The organism is Sulfuricella sp. (assembly GCF_035531155.1).
GTDB lineage: Bacteria > Pseudomonadota > Gammaproteobacteria > Burkholderiales > Sulfuricellaceae > Sulfuricella.
In genome coordinates, this window is record NZ_DATKTK010000050.1 from 14,954 (window position 1) to 33,042 (window position 18,089).

Annotated in this window: 16 protein-coding genes; 10 read left to right on the forward strand and 6 right to left on the reverse strand. The window is 61.8% G+C overall.

Going from position 1 to position 18,089, the window contains the following annotated elements; all coding sequences use genetic code 11:
• The first annotated feature begins 78 nt into the window (after positions 1–78).
• Both VMV64_RS10705 and lolD read left to right on the forward strand, forming a co-directional pair.
• Positions 79–1,323: a lipoprotein-releasing ABC transporter permease subunit gene (locus tag VMV64_RS10705; protein ID WP_325330117.1), complete on the forward strand. Its 1,245-nt coding sequence runs from the start codon at positions 79–81 to the stop codon at positions 1,321–1,323.
• Entirely contained in the window at positions 1,316–1,996 is a 681-nt protein-coding gene (gene lolD / locus VMV64_RS10710; protein ID WP_325330119.1) for a lipoprotein-releasing ABC transporter ATP-binding protein LolD, read from the forward strand. Before VMV64_RS10705 ends, lolD begins: the two co-directional genes overlap by 8 nt.
• A gap of 12 nt (positions 1,997–2,008) precedes the next feature.
• Here the strand turns inward: lolD and VMV64_RS10715 are convergent, their stop codons facing one another.
• Complete coding sequence (locus tag VMV64_RS10715; RefSeq protein WP_325330121.1) at positions 2,009–2,563, reverse strand: DUF2062 domain-containing protein; 555 nt, start codon at positions 2,561–2,563, stop codon at positions 2,009–2,011.
• A 20-nt stretch (positions 2,564–2,583) separates the two neighbouring features.
• Here VMV64_RS10715 and VMV64_RS10720 point away from each other — a divergent pair, with 20 nt between their 5' ends.
• From VMV64_RS10720 to relA, 3 genes are all read left to right on the forward strand, one after another.
• Positions 2,584–4,929, forward strand: a complete 2,346-nt coding sequence (locus VMV64_RS10720) for a DNA internalization-related competence protein ComEC/Rec2 (RefSeq protein ID WP_325330122.1) — start codon at positions 2,584–2,586, stop codon at positions 4,927–4,929.
• A gap of 95 nt (positions 4,930–5,024) precedes the next feature.
• Positions 5,025–5,429 carry a DUF3568 family protein gene (locus VMV64_RS10725; protein ID WP_325330124.1) on the forward strand — a complete coding sequence of 135 codons (405 nt, stop codon included), beginning with the start codon at positions 5,025–5,027 and terminating at the stop codon, positions 5,427–5,429.
• Positions 5,430–5,513: 84 nt separating this feature from the next.
• The gene (gene relA, locus VMV64_RS10730; protein ID WP_325330127.1) at positions 5,514–7,709 is read left to right on the forward strand and encodes a GTP diphosphokinase; all 2,196 of its coding nucleotides are present in this window, start codon (positions 5,514–5,516) and stop codon (positions 7,707–7,709) included.
• A gap of 25 nt (positions 7,710–7,734) precedes the next feature.
• Here the strand turns inward: relA and VMV64_RS10735 are convergent, their stop codons facing one another.
• A complete protein-coding gene (locus VMV64_RS10735) occupies positions 7,735–7,935 on the reverse strand; it encodes a hypothetical protein (protein ID WP_325330129.1) in 201 nt (66 codons plus the stop codon).
• A 112-nt stretch (positions 7,936–8,047) separates the two neighbouring features.
• Here VMV64_RS10735 and VMV64_RS10740 point away from each other — a divergent pair, with 112 nt between their 5' ends.
• Both VMV64_RS10740 and VMV64_RS10745 read left to right on the forward strand, forming a co-directional pair.
• Positions 8,048–8,833 (forward strand): M90 family metallopeptidase, encoded by a 786-nt coding sequence (locus VMV64_RS10740; protein WP_325330131.1) that lies wholly within the window; start codon positions 8,048–8,050, stop codon positions 8,831–8,833.
• Entirely contained in the window at positions 8,830–9,675 is an 846-nt protein-coding gene (locus VMV64_RS10745) for an alpha/beta hydrolase (protein WP_325330133.1), read from the forward strand. Before VMV64_RS10740 ends, VMV64_RS10745 begins: the two co-directional genes overlap by 4 nt.
• Before the next feature lie 52 nt (positions 9,676–9,727).
• On the opposite strand, the gene VMV64_RS10750 is transcribed toward VMV64_RS10745, so the two are convergent.
• The 4 genes from VMV64_RS10750 to VMV64_RS10765 form a co-directional block, all read right to left on the reverse strand.
• Entirely contained in the window at positions 9,728–10,090 is a 363-nt protein-coding gene (locus VMV64_RS10750) for a diacylglycerol kinase (protein ID WP_325330135.1), read from the reverse strand.
• A complete protein-coding gene (locus VMV64_RS10755) occupies positions 10,087–12,129 on the reverse strand; it encodes a bifunctional DedA family/phosphatase PAP2 family protein (RefSeq protein WP_325330137.1) in 2,043 nt (680 codons plus the stop codon). Before VMV64_RS10755 ends, VMV64_RS10750 begins: the two co-directional genes overlap by 4 nt.
• A 114-nt stretch (positions 12,130–12,243) precedes the next feature.
• Positions 12,244–13,650, reverse strand: a complete 1,407-nt coding sequence (locus tag VMV64_RS10760) for a heavy metal sensor histidine kinase (protein ID WP_325330139.1) — start codon at positions 13,648–13,650, stop codon at positions 12,244–12,246.
• Between the two features lie 139 nt (positions 13,651–13,789).
• Positions 13,790–14,461, reverse strand: a complete 672-nt coding sequence (locus VMV64_RS10765) for a heavy metal response regulator transcription factor (protein ID WP_325330141.1) — start codon at positions 14,459–14,461, stop codon at positions 13,790–13,792.
• A gap of 179 nt (positions 14,462–14,640) precedes the next feature.
• On the opposite strand from VMV64_RS10765, the gene VMV64_RS10770 reads away from it, so the two are divergent.
• The 3 genes from VMV64_RS10770 to VMV64_RS10780 all read left to right on the forward strand — a co-directional run bounded on the left by VMV64_RS10770 (position 14,641) and on the right by VMV64_RS10780 (position 18,044).
• Positions 14,641–14,931 (forward strand): hypothetical protein, encoded by a 291-nt coding sequence (locus tag VMV64_RS10770; RefSeq protein ID WP_325330143.1) that lies wholly within the window; start codon positions 14,641–14,643, stop codon positions 14,929–14,931.
• A 150-nt stretch (positions 14,932–15,081) separates the two neighbouring features.
• Positions 15,082–16,269 carry a TolC family protein gene (locus VMV64_RS10775; RefSeq protein ID WP_325330145.1) on the forward strand — a complete coding sequence of 396 codons (1,188 nt, stop codon included), beginning with the start codon at positions 15,082–15,084 and terminating at the stop codon, positions 16,267–16,269.
• A complete protein-coding gene (locus VMV64_RS10780; RefSeq protein WP_325330147.1) occupies positions 16,266–18,044 on the forward strand; it encodes an efflux RND transporter periplasmic adaptor subunit in 1,779 nt (592 codons plus the stop codon). The genes VMV64_RS10775 and VMV64_RS10780 overlap by 4 nt, the downstream gene beginning before the upstream one ends.
• The last annotated feature ends 45 nt before the right edge of the window (positions 18,045–18,089 follow it).

Genomic DNA, 18,089 nt, shown 5'->3' on the forward strand with positions numbered 1-18,089 from the left:
TTCCCGGCTTCGGTTAGCCGGTTTTGTGTTTCCGGCCGTTAAGTGGCAAACTGGCGCCTTTGCCAGCCATTCTAAACCGTGCAACCTTTCGAGCTCTTCATCGGCCTGCGTTACACCCGCACCAAGCGGCGCAACCACTTCATTTCCTTCATTTCCCTGGTTTCCATGCTGGGCATTGCGCTCGGCGTGGCGGCGCTGATCGTGGTGCTTTCCGTGATGAACGGCTTCCAGAAGGAGCTACGCACCCGCATCCTGGGCGTGGCGGCACATGTCCAGATCAGCGGCGCGAACAATACCCTGGCCGATTGGCAAAGTGTTGCCGGGGTGGCGGCGCAGCATCCCGAGGTGGTCGGCACGGCACCCTACGTCATGGCGCAGGGGCTGCTATCCTACGACCAGACCGTGCAGGGGACGGTGGTGCGAGGCATCCTGCCTGATCGCGAGGCGCAGGTGTCCGAGCTGGCAGAGAAGATGAAAGTGGGCCGGCTGGACGCTTTGCGCTCCGGCGAGTTCGGCATTGTGCTGGGTTCCGAACTGGCGCGGACGTTGTCTGTCTCGGTGGGCGACAAGGTGGTGCTGATTGCGCCTCAGGGACGAGTTACGCCGGCCGGCATCATGCCGCGGGTGAAGCAGTTTAGCGTGGTGGGGATTTTCGAGGCTGGCATGTACGAATTCGATGCCGGACTGGCACTGGTTCATATGGACGATGCGGCCAGGCTGTACAGCATGGGCAGCCGCGTTTCCGGGGTACGACTGAAACTTTCGGACATGAACCTTGCGCCGCAGGTGGCGCGGGAGCTGTCCGCCCGCTTCGGTGACGATATCACCATTAGCGACTGGACGCGGCAACACGCCAATTTCTTCCGCGCCATCCAGATCGAAAAGAACGTGATGTTCATCATCCTGCTGCTGATCGTTGCGGTGGCGGCGTTCAACATCGTCTCCACCCTGGTGATGGCGGTCACCGACAAGCAGGCCGACATCGCCATCCTGCGCACCCTCGGCGCCTCGCCTGCAAGCATCATGAAGATTTTCATCGTCCAGGGCACCCTGATCGGGGTGATCGGGACGCTGATCGGCGTGGCCGGCGGCGTGGTGCTGGCGCTGAACATCGACGTGGTGGTGCCGGCCATCGAACGGCTTTTCGGCGTGCATTTCCTCGCCAAGGATGTGTATTACATCAGCGAACTGCCTTCCGACTTGCAAAGCCGCGACGTCGGGGTAATCGCCATCGTGTCTTTCGTTCTCACCCTGCTGGCGACGCTCTACCCCAGCTGGCGGGCTTCCAAGACCAACCCGGCGGAGGCGTTGAGATATGAGTAGCGTGCTTTCCTGCACCAATCTGCACAAGGTTTTCCGCCAGGGCAAGGTTGAAGTGCCGGTGTTGCTCGGCGTGAACCTGGAAATCGAGCAAGGCGAGCGGGTGGCGATTGTGGGTACGTCAGGCTCCGGTAAAAGCACGCTGCTGCATTTGCTGGGCGGGCTGGATGATGCCACCTCGGGCGAGGTCGCTATCATGGGGCGAAACGTGCATGAACTGGGCGAGTCCGAACGCAGCAGCCTGCGCAACCGGTCGCTCGGCTTCATCTACCAGTTCCACCATCTGCTGCCGGAGTTTTCCGCGCTGGAAAACGTCGCCATGCCGCTCCTGATCCGGCGCATGAAGCCGGATGCCGCCTATGAGCAAGCGGCGGAGATTCTCAAGCAGGTGGGCCTGGGGCATCGCCTCAGCCACACCCCCGGCGAGCTTTCCGGCGGCGAACGCCAGCGCGCCGCCGTGGCCCGTGCCCTGGTGACGCGTCCGGCTTGCGTGCTGGCGGACGAGCCGACCGGCAATCTGGACCGCCATACCGCGGAAGGGGTGTTCGACCTGATGCTGGAACTGAACCGGGAGCTTGGTACCAGCTTCATCATCGTCACCCATGACCCGGAGCTGGCGGCGCGGACGCAGCGGGTGCTTCGTCTGGTTGACGGAGTGCTGAGTTCTGAGTCCTGAAAGTGGTTTTACTCAGTACTTTCTACTCAGAATTCGCTTTTGCCGTCGCCGCCAACTGATCACGACATGCAGCCGCCACAGCCCGCGCACCAGGAAATAACCACACACCGAAAAGATCGAGCCGAGGATGGGAACCCCAACCAGCAGCGGCAAGCCGAGTGGGCCCAGCCAGTTGAAGAAGGCGGGTAGCCAGTTAGCTAGACTTTCTGCCTGGAATTCAGTGTAGAGGTTGTGTGTACCGTCGCTCCTGCCGGTCACAAATGCGCCGATTTTATAAGCGAGCAGATAGAGCGGGACGAAGGTGAGCGGGTTGGTGTAAAGGGTGGTGAATACCGCCACCGGCAGGTTGACGCGGAACACGACAGCGAAAATTGCCGCGAACAACATCTGCACCGGCCCCGGAATCAGGCCGGTGAACAGGCCCACCGCCACACCGCCTGCGACAGAGTGGCGGTTCAGGTGCCACAGGTTGGGATGATGCAGCAGCGTGCCAAAATGGCGCAGATGCCAGTGCTCCCTCATACTGTGGGCGCTGGGCAGAAACTTCCTCAGGATTTTTCGCGGCATAATTGATTCTATCTTAAAATATGCGCACCAATATTCTCGCCTTCATCCTGGGTATTTGGCTGCTGCAGCAGCAGGCGGCGTTGCCTGGTCTGGCCTGGCTTGGCCTGCTGCTGCCTTTGTGGCTGGCAGGCCGTTTCCTTCCGGCGGTGCCACGGGGGCTGCTGGCCAAGGTGTTTTTTCTCGGGCTCGGTTTCTTCTGGGCCGCCTTCATGGCCCAGTTGCGGCTGGCCGATGCACTGCCTTCCGTCTGGGAAGGGCGCGACATCCAGGTGGTCGGTGTGGTGGCGGGCCTGCCGGTGGAAACCGAACGCGGGCTGCGCTTTACGTTCGACGTCGAGCGCGTGAAAACCCTGGAAGCGGTCGTGCCCCATCGCATCCAGCTCACTGCCTATAGCGAGGGTTTTCGCCAGAAACCATCCGGCGTCGCGCCGCCCGATTTCCATGCCGGTGAGCGCTGGCAACTGACGGTGCGCCTCAAGCGCCCGCACGGCAATGCCAACCCCAACGGTTTCGATTTCGAGGCGTGGCTGCTGGAGCGCAACATCCGCGCCTCCGGCTATGTGCGCCAGGAGGACGGTAACCGCCGCCTGGCAGAACACGTCTATCGGCCCGGCTACATCGTCGAGATGCTGCGCGAGCGGGTGGCCCAGCGGTTCCAGGCGGTGCTGGGCGAGCGGCCCTACGCCGGCGTGCTCAAGGCGCTGGCGGTGGGCGAGCAGAACGCGATTTCCCCCGACCAATGGAAGGTGTTCCTGCGCACCGGGGTGAACCACCTGATGAGCATCTCCGGTTTGCACGTTACCTTGATCTCCAGCCTGGCCTTTGCACTGGTGTATGGCCTGTGGCGGCGCAGCCAGATACTCACCCTGCGCCTGCCGGCGCGCAAGGCGGCGGCAGTGGCGGGCGCCTTGGCCGCCTTGCTCTATGCGTTGCTGTCGGGTTTCGGTGTGCCGACCCAGCGCACCCTGTACATGTTGTCCGTGGTCGCCGTGGCGCTGTGGCTGGGGCGAGCCAGCTCGGCTTCATCGGTACTGGCGCTGGCCTTGCTGGCAGTCGTCGTGCCTGATCCGTGGGCAGTATTCGCGCCCGGTTTCTGGCTCTCTTTCGGCGCAGTGGCGGTGATCCTCTACGTTGGCGTCGGGCGTCTCGGCAGACCGCACTGGTTGCACCAGTGGGCTCGCGTGCAGTGGGCGGTGACGCTCGGTTTGATCCCGGCTTTGTTGCTGATGTTCCAGCAGGTCTCCATCGTTTCGCCGCTGGCCAATGCCTTCGCCATCCCGGTTATCAGCCTGGTGGTGGTGCCGTTGACCTTGGCGGGAGCGATTCTGCCGCTCGATTTCCCATTGCTGCTGGCGCATCAGGTGATGGCGTGGTGCATGGCCGCACTGGAATGGTTGAGTCAGATGCCGGATGCCGTGTGGCAGCAGCATGCGCCGTCGGCGTGGACAGTGCTGGCGGCGGCGCTGGGCATCCTCTGGCTGCTGCTGCCGCGCGGTTTCCCGGCGCGCTGGCTGGGTGCGGCGGGATTTGTGCCGATGTTCCTGGTGCTGCCGCCGCAGCCCGAGCAGGGTGCCTTGTGGCTTAGCGTGCTGGATGTCGGGCAGGGATTGGCGGTGGTGGTGCAGACCCAAAACCATGCCCTGCTCTACGATACCGGCCCGCGCTATACCGCCGATGCCGACAGCGGCAGCCGCATCGTGGTGCCTTACCTGCGCGCCGCCGGCATCAAGCGACTCGACGGACTGATCGTGACCCATGACGACAGCGACCACAGCGGCGGGGCGGCTTCGGTGCTGGATGCGGTTCCGGTCGGCTGGCTCGCTTCGTCATTACCCGCCGAAAGTACTATCCTGCCCCATGCTCGAAAGTCGCTGCCCTGCTTCGCCGGCCAGTCCTGGGAATGGGACGGGGTGCGCTTCGAGATGCTGCACCCGGCCTGGGAAAGCTATGCCGACGAGCGTCTCAGGCACAACGCACGCGGCTGCACGCTGAAAATCACCTCGCCCTACGGCAGCGTGCTTTTGCCCGCCGACATCGAGCGCGAATCGGAAGCGGAAATCCTCGCGCGCACCCCCGACGCCCTCGCCGCCACGCTACTGGTGGCGCCGCATCACGGCAGCAAGACCTCTTCCACCGAGGCGTTCATTCGCCAGGTCCATCCTTCCATCGTGATTTTCACTGCGGGATACCGGAATCACTTCGGCCATCCCAAGCCGGAAGTGGTGGAACGCTACCGGGTGTCGGGGAGCCGGTTGTACCGCTCGGATTTCGACGGTGCCGTGCTGCTGCGCTTTGAGAAGGGAGTTGGCATCAAGCTGCAAACCTGGCGCCAGGAACGACGGCGTTATTGGCAAAGCGGTAATTGAGCGGATTCCGCAATGAACTTCAGGTTACCAATCGTTAACTGGTGGGTCATCTGATTGCTGGCTACCATCAAATCCCCGTATTTTGGATTGGAGTAATGATGAGGCAGGTCTGCAATGCTTTATTGATTGCTTCGCTGACAATTCTGACCGGTTGCGACCCCTTGTCATTGACTGCGTTGGGAGTCGGTGCCGGGGCCGGCATCAACCACACCGTGAATGGCTACACTTATCACACTTTTTCCGAAGCCTTGCCGCGTGTCAAACAGGCCGCATTGGTGGCGCTGAAACGGATGTCGATCAAGGTCGAATCGACAGAGAAAAACGGAGTTTTTGAAACGATTAATGCCAAAAGTTCAGGGCGTTCCATCGAGCTTGAGCTGGAAGTAATCAGTCCTAAAGTGACCCGTCTTCGTTCGGTTGCGCGCAAGAACCCCTTTGTCATGGATTCGGCTACGGCCGAGGAGGTGATCGCACAGACACGGCGGGCACTGAAAGGTTAGGAGGATTTTTCCGTGTAGTGAATGCACAGATGCAGGGGATATGGAGAACCCGGCATTTCTGGCCAAGTCTGCTATTATTTCGCAATGGTTTCCGTCCACACTTCTCTCGCGCTGCCGATCGGCGGCGCTCAACCCGATTTCCGTTCCTGGCTGGATTCACTGGGCATAGAGTTCGGCCCCCAAGAGCGGGAAACCCTCCTGCACGCCTGCGAGTTTGCGCAGCGACTTCACGCCGAAGATCCGGAAGCCATGAGCCATGTGCTGGGCACTGCCGCTATCCTGGCGCATCAGAACCTGGATAAGGAAAGTATTATTGCCGCGATCCTGCAAGGAGCGGCAGAGCACGGTCCGGATGAGTTAGCCAAAGTGGCGGCCATCTTCGGCGATGGGATCGCCCAGTTGGTCGATGGTGTTGCCCGCATGGGCCAGATCAGCGAATACACCGCACCGGCAGGTGGCGACAAGCGCGAGCAGGGTGCGCATATCGAGTCGTTGCGCAAAATGCTGCTGGCGATGGTGGAGGATATCCGGGTGGTGCTGATCAAGCTGGCCGAGCGCACCCAGGCCATGCGCGAGCTTTCTCGTGGCGACGAGGGCACGCGCCACCACGTAGCGCGCGAGGTGCAGGATATTTTTGCGCCGCTGGCGAACCGCCTCGGTGTGTGGCAGGTGAAGTGGGAACTGGAAGACCTGTCGTTCCGTTACCTCGAGCCCGATCTCTACAAGAAGATCGCCCGGCTGCTGGACGAGAAGCGCCTCGGCCGCGAGCAGTACATTGCGGACGTGCAAGAGCAGTTGCGGCAGGAACTGCACAAGAACGGTGTCGTTGCCGAGGTGTCGGGTCGTCCCAAGCACATCTACAGCATTTACAAGAAGATGAAGCGCAAGGGAGTTGACTTCTCCGAACTCTACGACGTGCGCGCGGTGCGAGTGCTGGTGCACGACCTCAAGGACTGCTACACCGCATTGGGCGTAGTGCATAGTCTGTGGCAGCCGATTCCGGGCGAGTTCGACGATTATATTGCCCATCCCAAGGGCAACGACTACCGCTCGCTGCACACCGCCGTGGTCGGGCCGGAGGACAAGGCGCTGGAAGTGCAGATTCGCACCCACGACATGCATAACCATGCCGAGCTGGGCGTGGCGGCACATTGGCGCTACAAGGAAGGCGGCAGGCAGGATGCCGGGTTCGAGGAAAAGATCGCCTGGCTGCGCCAGATCATGGAGTGGAAGGAGGACGTCCACGATGCCGGCGAGCTGATGGAGCAATTCAAGACCGGGCTGTTCCAGGACACGGTCTACATCCTTACCCCGCAGGGCAAGGTGGTGGCGCTGCCCAAGGGGGCGACCCCGATCGACTTCGCCTATCATGTCCACACCGACCTGGGTGACCGCTGCCGTGGCGCCAAGGTAGACGGCAATATCGTGCCGCTCACTTACCCGTTACAGAACGGCCAGCGGGTCGAGATCATCACCGTGAAGCAGGGCGGGCCTTCGCGCGACTGGCTCAACTCCAACCTGGGCTATGTCAGAACCTCGCGCGCCAAGGCGAAAATTCGCCACTGGTTCAAGCACCAGCACTACGAGGAGAACGTCACTCAGGGGCGCGAGGCGCTGGAAAAGGAAACCCACCGCCTCGGCCTGCCCCTGCCCAACCTGGAAACGCTGGCACAGAAGAACCGCTTTGCCAAGCCAGAGGATTTGCTCGCCGCCATCGGCCGCGGCGACATTACCGCCCGCCAGGTAGCTGCGGCGGCACAGGAAGAGGCGGGGTTGAAGGAGAAGGAAGAAGAATGGCAGATGCCGGCGCCGCGCGCTGGACTCGGGCCGTCTTCATCCGGGGTGCTGATCTATGGCGAAGGCGGCTTGCTTACCTCGATCGCCAAATGCTGCAAGCCGGTGCCGCCCGACCCGATTGTCGGTTTCGTCACGCGCGGCCGGGGGGTGGCGATACACCGCAAGGATTGCCAGAATATTCTGCATTTCGACGAGAGTCAGCACGACCGGCTGCTCGACGCCAGCTGGGGTATAAAAAGCGGCGGCCACTACGACGTGGATATCGAGGTCGAGGCGAACGACCGGCAGGGATTGCTGCGCGATATTTCGGATATCTTTACGCGCGAGAAGATTAACGTGACGGCAGTCAGCACCCTGAGCCGCGGGCTGCAGGCAGGGATGCGCTTCACCGTGCAGATCGCCGATCTCGGTCAGTTAAGCCGTCTCCTTGCCCTTATTCAGGAAGTGCCCGGCGTGGCTTGGGCGCGGCGCCTTGGCCAGTAACAGCCGGTTGGGCGCCGCGGGCCGCTCAGTGTGATTGCGCGGCCAATTGGGTTTTCGATTTCTCTAGTTGTTCGGCGATTTCCAGAAAACCGTCGTCCTTGGCGAACAGGGCAACCCTGTCCCAAGGATCGTTGCGATCGATGGATTTTGCGGTTTTGCAGTCGGTGGGAATGTTTTTGCGGAACTCGTACAGCATTGCTTCTGTTTGAATGAAAAAACGATGCATTTGTCACCTCCATCATGTTGGGTTTCCAGATTTCATATTCAAAGCGGAAGACGTCTTTTTTTATTATTTAAATATAGAAGTTGGCGCGATTAATTCAAGGGGATTTTTTGGGGTGTTGAAGGCGCTTAAATCCTGGCACAGAAAGCGCATCTTGCGGCGCAATGCTTTGCCGGAAGGGGCGTGGCGCACGGTGGTTTCAGCTCTGCCCTTGCTGCGGGGGCTTGCAGGTGAGGAGCTGGAGCGCTTGCGTGAACTGGTGGTTCTGTTCCTGCACGAAAAGGAGGTGGTCGCGGCGGGCGGCTATTCGATGGACGAGGTGGTGCGCCTGAAAATCGCCGCTCAGGCTTGCCTGCCGATACTCAATCTCGGCCTGGATTATTACGCGGGCTGGGTCTCGGTGATCGTCTATCCCGATGAATTCGTGCCGGAATACGAGTACATCGACGAAGCGGGCGTGGTGCACCTCGCGCGCGAGCCGATGGTCGGCGAATCCTGGGAGCGCGGGCCGGTCATCCTGTCCAGCGCCGACGTGGAGCGTTCCGGCGAGCACGACGGCGTCAATGTGGCGATCCATGAATTCGCCCACAAGCTGGACATGCTGAACGGCGCGCCGGACGGCTTCCCGCCGCTGCACCGTGAGATGGATCGGATCGCCTGGAATCAGGCTTTCTCCGGGGCATTTGACGACTTTAGCGCCAAAGTCGAATCCGGCGTGGAAACGCTGATCGACCCTTACGCGGCGGAGAGCCCGGCGGAATTCTTTGCCGTGTTGAGCGAGGCCTTTTTTGAAGTTCCGCACACCTTGCGGCGGGAATATCCCGAGGTGTACCGGCAGCTTGCTGCTTTTTTCCGCCAGGATCCTGCAGGGCGGATGAGCAGGGGAACCGGGTGCGCATGATGTGGCAGGCTCTGGGTATCCTGGCTGCGGCCTACGCCGGTCTTGGCCTGGCGCTGTTTGCGTTGCAGTCGAACATGGTTTATTACCCCGAGATCGGGCGCGAAATGGTTGCCACGCCGCGCCAGGCCGGGCTCGATTACGAAGACGTGAAGCTGGTTACGGCGGACGGCATCACCCTGCATGGCTGGTTCGTCCCCAGCGCTGAATCCCGCGGCACGGTGCTGTTCCTGCATGGCAACGCCGGCAATATTTCCCACCGCCTCGATTTCCTGCTGATGTTCCACCGCCTCGGCTACAGCACCCTGATCATCGACTACCGCGGTTACGGCAACAGCGGCGGCAAGCCTTCTGAACAGGGCACCTATCAGGATGCCGAGGCGGCCTGGCGCTATTTGAGAGAAAGTCGGCAAACCTCTCCCAGTTCGATCGTGCTGTTCGGCGAATCACTGGGCGGCGCCGTCGCCGCCTGGTTGGCGGTTCGCCACGAACCGGCGGCGTTGGTAATTGCCTCCGGCTTCACCTCCGTGCCCGATATCGCGGCGCAGTTCTACCCCTACCTTCCTGTCAGGTGGCTGTCCCGTTTCAGTTACGACACGCGGGAATATCTGCAATCAGTCTCGGCTCCCGTCTTCATCGCCCACAGCCCGGACGATGAAATCATCCCCTACCGGCACGGGCGAGCGCTTTACGATGCGGCGAAACCGCCCAAGCAGTTCCTCGAACTCAGCGGCGGTCACAACGAGGGGTTTATATTCGTGCGCGATTCCTGGGTGCGGACGCTGGGTGAGTTCCTGGACGAGCATGTGGGCGCGGACAGCGGGCAAGGCACGCGCGCTGAATAAAGTTTGACAGATGAATTTTCCGAGATGCAAGCATGGGATGAAATAATAATTGCTAGGACACAATCCCCAACGCAACCAGCAGCGTGACCGTCCCCGCGACCAGGGCGCCGCAGCTAAGCAGCAACACGGCTCCAGCAGCGCAGTCTTTGGCGGTTTTGATGGCAGGATGGATTTCCGGATGCAGGTGATCGATCAAGGATTCCAGGGCGGTGTTGAATAATTCCGCCGCCAAGACCAGAACGGCCATGATGAAACACAACGTCCACCATATGGGGGGCGGACGCAAGAGCAACAGCACAATCAGCAAGACGATTGCAAAACCGGTCTGCACCCGGAAGCTACGCTCTTTTTTCCAGGCTACGCGGATGCCTGCCCAGGCAAAATCGAGACGGTTGATGAACTTTTGGTTTTTCATGGTTTATCCAATTCTAGCGCCAACACGACCCACCCGTCCCACGTTATCCGCTCCTCTTTTGAGCCGAGCGTATTGGCCCGCCTCGCCAAGCGCACCCGCACATCCACGAGGCTTTCCAGCAAGACTTGACGTGGCTGGTCAAAATTCTTGCTGTCCTGGGGCAGGTTAAACCAGGACAGTGGACGGCGTAGGGTTTCCTGCGTCACGGTTCCGACCCATACGGGCTGGCCCTGGTCGCGCAAGACCGTATCTGCGGGCCAAAGGCGCAATACCAGGCGCCTGTCGTCCCGGTTCAGCACCGGGTAGACGAGTGCCAGCGCTTCGTAGCGGCCGTCGTGGGCACGTGGTAGCAGCGGCAATTGCATGGCGGGGCGGGCTGTATCGAGCCACAGCAGCAAACTTTTTTCGGGCAACGGATCCCGCCAGCCACTTGTCAGCAGTCTATGGTGCAAGGATTCGAGCGAGCCTGCCCATTGCACGGTAAGCGGCTGCTCGTACTCGCCTTCGATATCGATGCGCCATGCAGGCAGGGTTTGCCACGTGTTGCCCCACCAATCCTGTTGCGCCATTATTCTGGTTTCCTGACGCACGGCATAACGCAGGGTATCGGCGCCGTGCCGCGTTGCCACATTCCAGGCTCCCCCTGCCAGCAAAGCCGAGAACGCCACGATCATCAAGCCGCGGGGTGACAGCGCCGCCGCGGAATGGCGCGAGTACGCAATACCCAGCACGGCCACCCACGCCATGCCAAAAGCCACACCGCCCAATACATCGGAAAGCCAATGCGCGCCCAGGTATAGCCGTGAAAAGGCGATCAAGGCGACCAGCAGGATAATCGCGGTAAATGCTATCAGACGCCCACGGGGAGAAAGCTCGCGCGCAATCAGCACTGCCAGAAAACCGTAGGTCACCATGCTCATGGTGACGTGGCCGCTCGGAAAGGAAAACAGGCTTGGCCCTTCATACAGAGGAAACGGACGCGCCCGGCCCAATCCCGCTTTGATTGCCATGGTCAAGGCGGCGGCGAAGCCTGCCGCGGCCAGCCAATAGGCCGTCGCCCGCCAGGCGCGTTTCCACGACAGCCAGAGCAGTACCGCCAACACCACCGTGAGGGTGACCGCAGCATCGCCCAGTTCGGTCAGTGCGACCATGATACTGTCGCCGAAAGGGGTGCGCAGCCCCTGCAACAGGTGATAAATGGAGCTGTCGATGAGCACCAAAGGGTCGCGGGTGACGACATCTTCCAGAATGCCGAAAAATCCCCAGGCGGCAAGAACTAACAGCCCCGCAAATGCCAATAGGGCGCGGGATTCTGGTTTTTCTGGATCAAACAGCGCGTTGACCAAGCCCCGAAAAGAGCGACCTTCTCCAGGTGCCGCAGCCCATGCCTGCATATGAGCCAAGCTGGCTTCAAAGGGTGGTAGCAGCCACAGGATAGCGTGGCGTATCACCCATATCCCGACCCAGACGGCGAGCAGCAGCAACGCGATGAGCACGGCGAGGCGCGTCGCCACCGCTCCCGCCAGCCCCAGTGATGCGCCGAACACCACGCCAGGGAGAATGTAGACGGGCGCCCAGCACAATGCGGACAGAATATTCACGAAGTAAAAGCGTAGCGGCGGCATTCCCAGCATTCCCGCTACGGCAGGAATGACCGGACGTACCGGCCCGACAAAGCGGCCCAGCAAGACGCTTTTGTCACCATGCCGACGAAAGAATGCTTCGCCTCTCGCCAGCAATTGCGGGTAACGTCTGAACGGCCACAGGGTCCGCAACTGCCCTCGGTAACGGTGACCCAGCCAGTAGCTGATGCCATCGCCCGCAATCGCCCCGGACGCCGCCCAAGCCAGGGTAGCCCATAAATTCAGCACGCCGGCGGCCACCAAGGCTCCTACTCCAAACATCGCTAACGTGCCGGGAATGAACAAGCCCACCAACACCAGGGATTCGGCCAGAGAAACAAAAAAAACTGCGGCGCCAGCCCAGTGGGAGTGTTGTGCGATCCAGTCAAGCAGAGGCTGGGTGTCGGTGATGGACATGCGCGTATGCTTTGCTCAAGATCTTCGCGCATTCGGTACAGAGCGCAGAACCCATGGAGTATAAATTTGGGCTCGTAATGATAAGCGGCCAGGTGATGAGTCTCGCAACACGTGTCAGGCCCGACCGCCGCCGGTGGGAAAGTGCAGGGTGAAGGTGGTGAGCCAGCCCGGTTCGCTGGTTACCGTGGCATCGCCGCCATGCAGACGCATGATGGATTTGACGATGGCGAGCCCCAATCCGGTCCCCGCGTCGGTATGCTCGCGCGCGTCATCCACTTGGTAGAAGCGGTCGAAAACTCTTTCTACATGCTCGGGGGGGATGCCAGGACCGGGGTTGCTGACGCGCAGTTCCATGGCGTCGCCAGACGCGGCGAGGGTGGCGCGAATCTCGCCGCCCGGCGGGGTGTGGCGGATGGCGTTGGACAACAGGTTGGCGATGGCGCGTTGCGCCAGAATGCGTTCCGCCACGGCGCGACCTTCACCCGCGCAAACGATTTTCAGGCCGGCCTCGTCGGCGAGCACTTCATAGAACTCGGCGACCTTGTCCAGTTCCACCCGCAGGTCGATTTCTTCTGCATGGAGCGGCGTCTGGGCGTTATCCGCCTTGGCGAGAAACAGCATGTCGCCGATCATGCGCGCTAACTGCTCGTATTCCTCCAGGTTCGACTCCAGCACGGCGCGGTATTCCTCGGCGCTACGGGCGCGGGACAAGACGACTTGGGTCTGCCCCATCAGGTTGTTGATGGGGGTGCGCAGCTCGTGGGCCAGATCAGAGGAAAAATCCGACAAGCGGGTGAACGAATCCCGTAGCCGCTCCAGCATGGCGTTGAAGGCGGCGGCCAGCGCCTTCAGCTCCTGCGGGGCGTTCGCCACCTCCAGTCGGCGGTCGAGGCGGCTGGCGGAGATGTCGCTGGCCGTTTCCGCCATCTGGCGCAACGGCCGCAAGCTATTGCGGGCGGTGAGAAAACCGAGGGCAGCGGCAGCCAGTCCGCCAAACAGCATGGCGGCGAACAGTGCCCGGCGGTAATTCGCCAGCAGTTCCAGCGCTTCCCGAGAGTCCAGCGACAGGACGATCAGCGCCCGCTCCCCCGCGCCGCCCCCCAAGGCGCCCCACGCCGCAACGGTGTGATAAGGGTCGCCGGGGGTCGGCATGCGGATCGCGATGCCACCCGGCGCGGCCCCTTCGGCGACCGGCGCTTGGAATATTTCCGTGCCGGGCCGCCAGTCCGCGGACGAGAGCAGAACATTGCCCGCCTCGTCCAGCAGGGCGAGGCGCAGGTGAGGATGGCCGATGATGGCGTCGCGGAATTCGTTGGGTGCGGCGACGATTTCTGACAGCGAGTTCACCGCCGCGAGGTGATGGCGGAAAAGCTCCACCTTGCCGACCAGTTCGGCGTGATCCCGCTGCATCAGCTCGACGTCGAGAAAGCGGTAGAGATAGGCGCCGATGCCGGCGAGCAGCAGAACCGTGGTAAGCGCGAACAGGATGCTGAGGCGAAGGGTGAGCGAGCCCGGCTTCATTCCGGGTAGTCCGTTCCGCTAAAACAATTACAATAAACCGTTCGGCCTGAGCTTGTCGAAGGCCAGCATTGGCGTGGAATTGGCGGTTCGACAAGCTCACCGTGAACGGTAACGGTTTGAACGGAACGCATTGTTATGTTCATTCCCGCTCCTCCAGCACATACCCCATGCCGCGCACGGTATGCAGCAATTTACGGTCGAACGGGTCGTCCATCTTGGCGCGCAGCCGCCGGATCGCGACCTCCACCACGTTGGTGTTGCTGTCGAAATTCATGTCCCACACCTGCTCGGCGATGAAGGTGCGCGACAGCACCTCGCTTTGGTGCCGCATCATCAGGTGCAGCAGCGCGAATTCCTTGGCGGTGAGATCAATCCGGGCGGTGCCCCGCGCCACCCGGCGCCGCACCGGATCGAGTTCCAGGTCGGCGATGGCCAGAACTTCAGCTTGGACGTTCCGGCCACGCCGCAACAAGGTGCGCAGCCGTGCGAGCAGTTCGGAAAAGGCGAAGGGCTTGACCAGATAGTCGTCTGCGCCGAGTTCCAGCCCTTTGACCCGGTCTTCGACCTCGTCCCGCGCGGTGAGGAAGATCACCGGGGTATCCTTGGCCTTGCGCAGTTCGCGCAGCATACTCCAGCCGTCCATGCCGGGCAGCATTACGTCGAGCACGATAACGGCGTAGTCCCCGGTCATGGCAAGATGCAGGCCGTCCGCGCCGTTGCGCACCAGATCGACGACGAACCCGTTCTCGGTCAAACCCTTGCGCAGGTAGTCGCCGGTCTTGGCTTCGTCTTCAACGATCAGAACCTTCATCTGCAAGCCTCGTTAGTCATGGATTCAAACATTCTAGCCGGCTCGGCGAAGATAACCAAAATGTAATTTTCCGGTCAGCTTGGTGTAGGCACGCGGGGCGTACGATGGGCTTCACCATCAGGACACTGGTGGGTTGCCGGCCCGAAAGGGCCCTACTCAATTTAAAGGAAAGATCAATCATGAAAACCTCAATTCGTTTGACTATCGCCACCCTGGGGATCGTCCTGGGCACCATTGCCGCCGCCCACGCGACGGACGACCACATGTATCGCGAGATGACGGGGGCGCCGAGTAAAGCCGTCGAGAAAAGCGGCAAGGCGGCACAGGGAACCATTCTGGATGATCCGCACTACCAGCAAATGACGCAAGGCACCGCCGCGAAGAAGGAAGGGAAGTCCGGTTCAGGAGCAAGTACCCTCCTCGACGAACCCTGGTACCTGGAAGCGACAGGGCAGATTCGCCAACGTTAAACGGTGGTGGCATTTGACGACCCAAGGGGCGCAGGGCAGTTCGGCGGCACCGCCGCCGAACCCTAACCCCAGGTTCCGCCTCCCACAGGGCGACGGGTTATACCCAGTCGTCCATTTTTATGGGGCTCACGCTGGTCGATCGAGGACATCATGCGACACACCCTGTTGATTTTAGGCTTGCTGCTCACGCAACCCGTTTACGCCGCCAGCCTGCGCACGGCGCTGGATCAAGCCTGGGAAAATAGCCCCCAAGCGCAAACCCTTGAGGCAAGGCGCGCGGAAAGCGATGCCCAGACCGTCGCCGCGAACAGCCTGTTGCCCGGCGCGCCCGCCGTCATCCTGGGCCATCGTGGCGACCAGTTGAACAGTAACGCCGGCAAGCGCGAGTGGGAAGCCGGCATTGCCATGCCCATCTGGCTGCCCGGCCAACGCGACGCGCGGCAACGCCAGGCGCAGGCCGGCAAGGATGGCCTGGAAGCCAATATCCGTGCGCTGCGCCTGAAGCTGGCGGGGGAGCTGCGCGAGGCAATCTGGCAGGTGCGCCAGGCAGAGGCCCAAACCCGGCTCGACGAAGAACGCGCGCTAACCGCGAAAAAGCTGGCGGAAGATGTCGCCAAGCGGGTTCTGGCAGGTGAACTGGCCAAGACCGATTTAAATCTGGCGCAGAATGAATGGCGCACCGCCCAGGCCGCGGTTTTGCACAGTCGCAACCGGCAGCTTCAGGCGCAGCAAGCCTATGCCACCCTCACCGGCATGACGGCCTTGCCTGACGACGTTTCGGAAATCGCACAGCCGAAGCCCTTGCCAGACGACCACCCGGTGCTGGAAGAAGCGCGACTAGCCATCGAAGCGGCGCAGGCGCAAGTGCGCGTGGCGATGAACTCGCGCCGCGACAGTCCCGAGGTCGAACTCAGCACGCGCCGTGAGCGCGGCAACCTGAACGACCCTTACGCCAGCACCGTGGCAATCTCCCTGCGTCTGCCTTTGTCCACCGACGCGCGCAACCTGCCGCGGAGCAGCGCCGCCCAAACCGCCCTCACCGGCGCGCATAGCGAATACGCCCGTGTCCGGCTTACGCTGGAATACCACGGACAGCAAGCGGATCAGGCGTTGCAAGCCGCCGATCAAGTGCTGGATCTGGCGCGGCAGCAGCGCGCCGCAGCGCGGGAAAACCTCGACCTGATCCAGAAATCCTTCAATCTCGGAGAATCCGACCTGTTTACCCTGTTACGCGCCAGGGCTGCTTCCTTTGAGGCGGAGCAGTCTTACAACCAACAAGAGATCGCGCAGGCGTTGGCCCGCGCCCGCCTCAATCAAGCGCAAGGAGTCTTACCGTGACCGTATTCAATATCGGCTTCTCTCAATCGTTCGCACTGAGTCCTGAGCATGTCGAAGGGTCGAAGGGCTGTGTGGTTCGACAGGCTCACCACGAACGGCCAAGGTCAACAGCATTGATCTTGGCGCTGGTTCTCATGCTTTTGCCGCTGTTCGCCTTTGCCGGCGGCGGCGATGACCACAGCCACGGCGACGAGGCCAAGGCGCCCATCGCTGCAACGGCAGCAGGCGGGGCGCGGCTGGAATTGAAGTCGCCCGACGTGGAACTGTTGGGAATACTCCGCGACGGCAAGCTCACTCTCTATGTCGACCGCTACGCCAGCAATGAGCCGATCCGCAGCGCCAGGATCGAACTCGAAAGCAACGGGCGCAAGGTTCAGGCACAAGCGGAAAAAGACGGCAGCTATACGGCCGCCGCGGATTGGCTCAGGCAGCCCGGCAAACATGAAGTCGTGGCGAGCGTGGAAGCGGACGGGCTGGAAGACCTGCTCATCGGCGCCCTGGAAGTTCCCGGCACGAAACCCGAAGCCCTCGGGCGCACCTGGCTCGATGATGCGAAGTGGGTGGCTGGCGGTGTCGCGGCGGCCACCCTGCTGGCAGTGTTGTTCAGGCGTGTGCGCCGCCGCAAGGGCGTTGCGGCAAGCGCGTTGTTGCCCTTGTTTGCGGCTTTTCTGCTCGGCGGGCACGGCAATCCAGGCTTCGCGCACGGCGACGAAGATCACGGCGACAAACCCCATGCCGCGCCTGCTGGTGCGGCGAGTAACGTGCCGGCCGCCGCGCAGGCTGCTCCTGTGCGCTTGCCCGACGGCAGTGTTTTCGTGCCCAAGCCGGTGCAGCGGCTGCTCGGCATCCGTACCGTGCTGGGCGAGCTGCGCGACATCGCCCAAACCGTGGAACTCAATGGCCATGTCAGTACCGACCCGAATTTCAGCGGGCGCGTGCAGTCCGGCCAGTCGGGGCGGATTGCAACGCCAGTCGGCGGCTTCCCAACTTTGGGCATGAAGGTAAGTAAAGGGCAAATCCTGGCCTACATCGAACCCGCCGCCAGCAACATCGAGAAAGGCAATCAGCAGGCTCAACTGGCCGAATTGAGCAGCAATCTCGGCCTCGCCGAAAGGCGTGCAGAGCGGCTGGAGCAATTGGTGGGCAGCCTGCCGCAAAAGGAGATCGAAGCGGCGCGGGCTGAAGCAGCCAGTCTCAAGGCCCGCAAGGCGGCGGTGGCGGCTAGCCTGTTTCAGCGCGAGGCCCTGCGTGCGCCGGTTTCCGGCGTGATCAGCCGAGCCGATGTGGTCGCTGGCCAAGTGGTGGAAGCCAGGGAGATCCTGTTTGAAGTGATGGATCCATCCAGACTCCGAGTGGAGGCCGTCGCCTACGATACCGCGCTGGCCGGACAGGTGGCGGGCGCCTCCGGCGTGACCGCTGGCAACCAGCCATTGGCGTTGGCGTTCATCGGACTCAGCCATCAGCTCCGCGAACAGGCGCTGCCCATGCAGTTCGCCGTCAAGCCGCCGTTGCCAACATTAAGCGTGGGCCAGCCGGTTAAGGTGTTCGTGCAAACCAAGCAGGCCATCCGCGGCATCCCTGTTCCGCAAGGCAGCGTCATGAAAAGCAGCAACGGCGAGAGCATCGTGTGGCTGCACGCCTCCGCCGAGCGCTTCGTGCCGCAACGGGTGAAGCAGCAGCTGCTGGACGGCAATACGGTCACGGTACTGGAGGGGTTGCATGACGGCGACCGGGTAGTGACGCAGGGCGCGGCGCTGCTTTCGCAGATCAGGTAAGAGGTTAGGCGTGAGGGGTAAGGGGTGAGGCGAAAGCTCAAACCC

Bases quoted from the DNA above. Each gene is read 5' to 3' on its own strand.
- lolD (WP_325330119.1), top strand. From the start codon at position 1,316: ATGAGTAGCGTGCTTTCCTGCACCAATCTGCACAAGGTTTTCCGCCAG.
- VMV64_RS10715 (WP_325330121.1), bottom strand. From the start codon at position 2,563: ATGCCGCGAAAAATCCTGAGGAAGTTTCTGCCCAGCGCCCACAGTATG.
- VMV64_RS10720 (WP_325330122.1), top strand. From the start codon at position 2,584: ATGCGCACCAATATTCTCGCCTTCATCCTGGGTATTTGGCTGCTGCAG.
- VMV64_RS10725 (WP_325330124.1), top strand. From the start codon at position 5,025: ATGATGAGGCAGGTCTGCAATGCTTTATTGATTGCTTCGCTGACAATT.
- relA (WP_325330127.1), top strand. From the start codon at position 5,514: ATGGTTTCCGTCCACACTTCTCTCGCGCTGCCGATCGGCGGCGCTCAA.
- VMV64_RS10735 (WP_325330129.1), bottom strand. From the start codon at position 7,935: ATGCATCGTTTTTTCATTCAAACAGAAGCAATGCTGTACGAGTTCCGC.
- VMV64_RS10745 (WP_325330133.1), top strand. From the start codon at position 8,830: ATGATGTGGCAGGCTCTGGGTATCCTGGCTGCGGCCTACGCCGGTCTT.
- VMV64_RS10750 (WP_325330135.1), bottom strand. From the start codon at position 10,090: ATGAAAAACCAAAAGTTCATCAACCGTCTCGATTTTGCCTGGGCAGGC.
- VMV64_RS10755 (WP_325330137.1), bottom strand. From the start codon at position 12,129: ATGTCCATCACCGACACCCAGCCTCTGCTTGACTGGATCGCACAACAC.
- VMV64_RS10760 (WP_325330139.1), bottom strand. From the start codon at position 13,650: ATGAAGCCGGGCTCGCTCACCCTTCGCCTCAGCATCCTGTTCGCGCTT.
- VMV64_RS10765 (WP_325330141.1), bottom strand. From the start codon at position 14,461: ATGAAGGTTCTGATCGTTGAAGACGAAGCCAAGACCGGCGACTACCTG.
- VMV64_RS10770 (WP_325330143.1), top strand. From the start codon at position 14,641: ATGAAAACCTCAATTCGTTTGACTATCGCCACCCTGGGGATCGTCCTG.
- VMV64_RS10775 (WP_325330145.1), top strand. From the start codon at position 15,082: ATGCGACACACCCTGTTGATTTTAGGCTTGCTGCTCACGCAACCCGTT.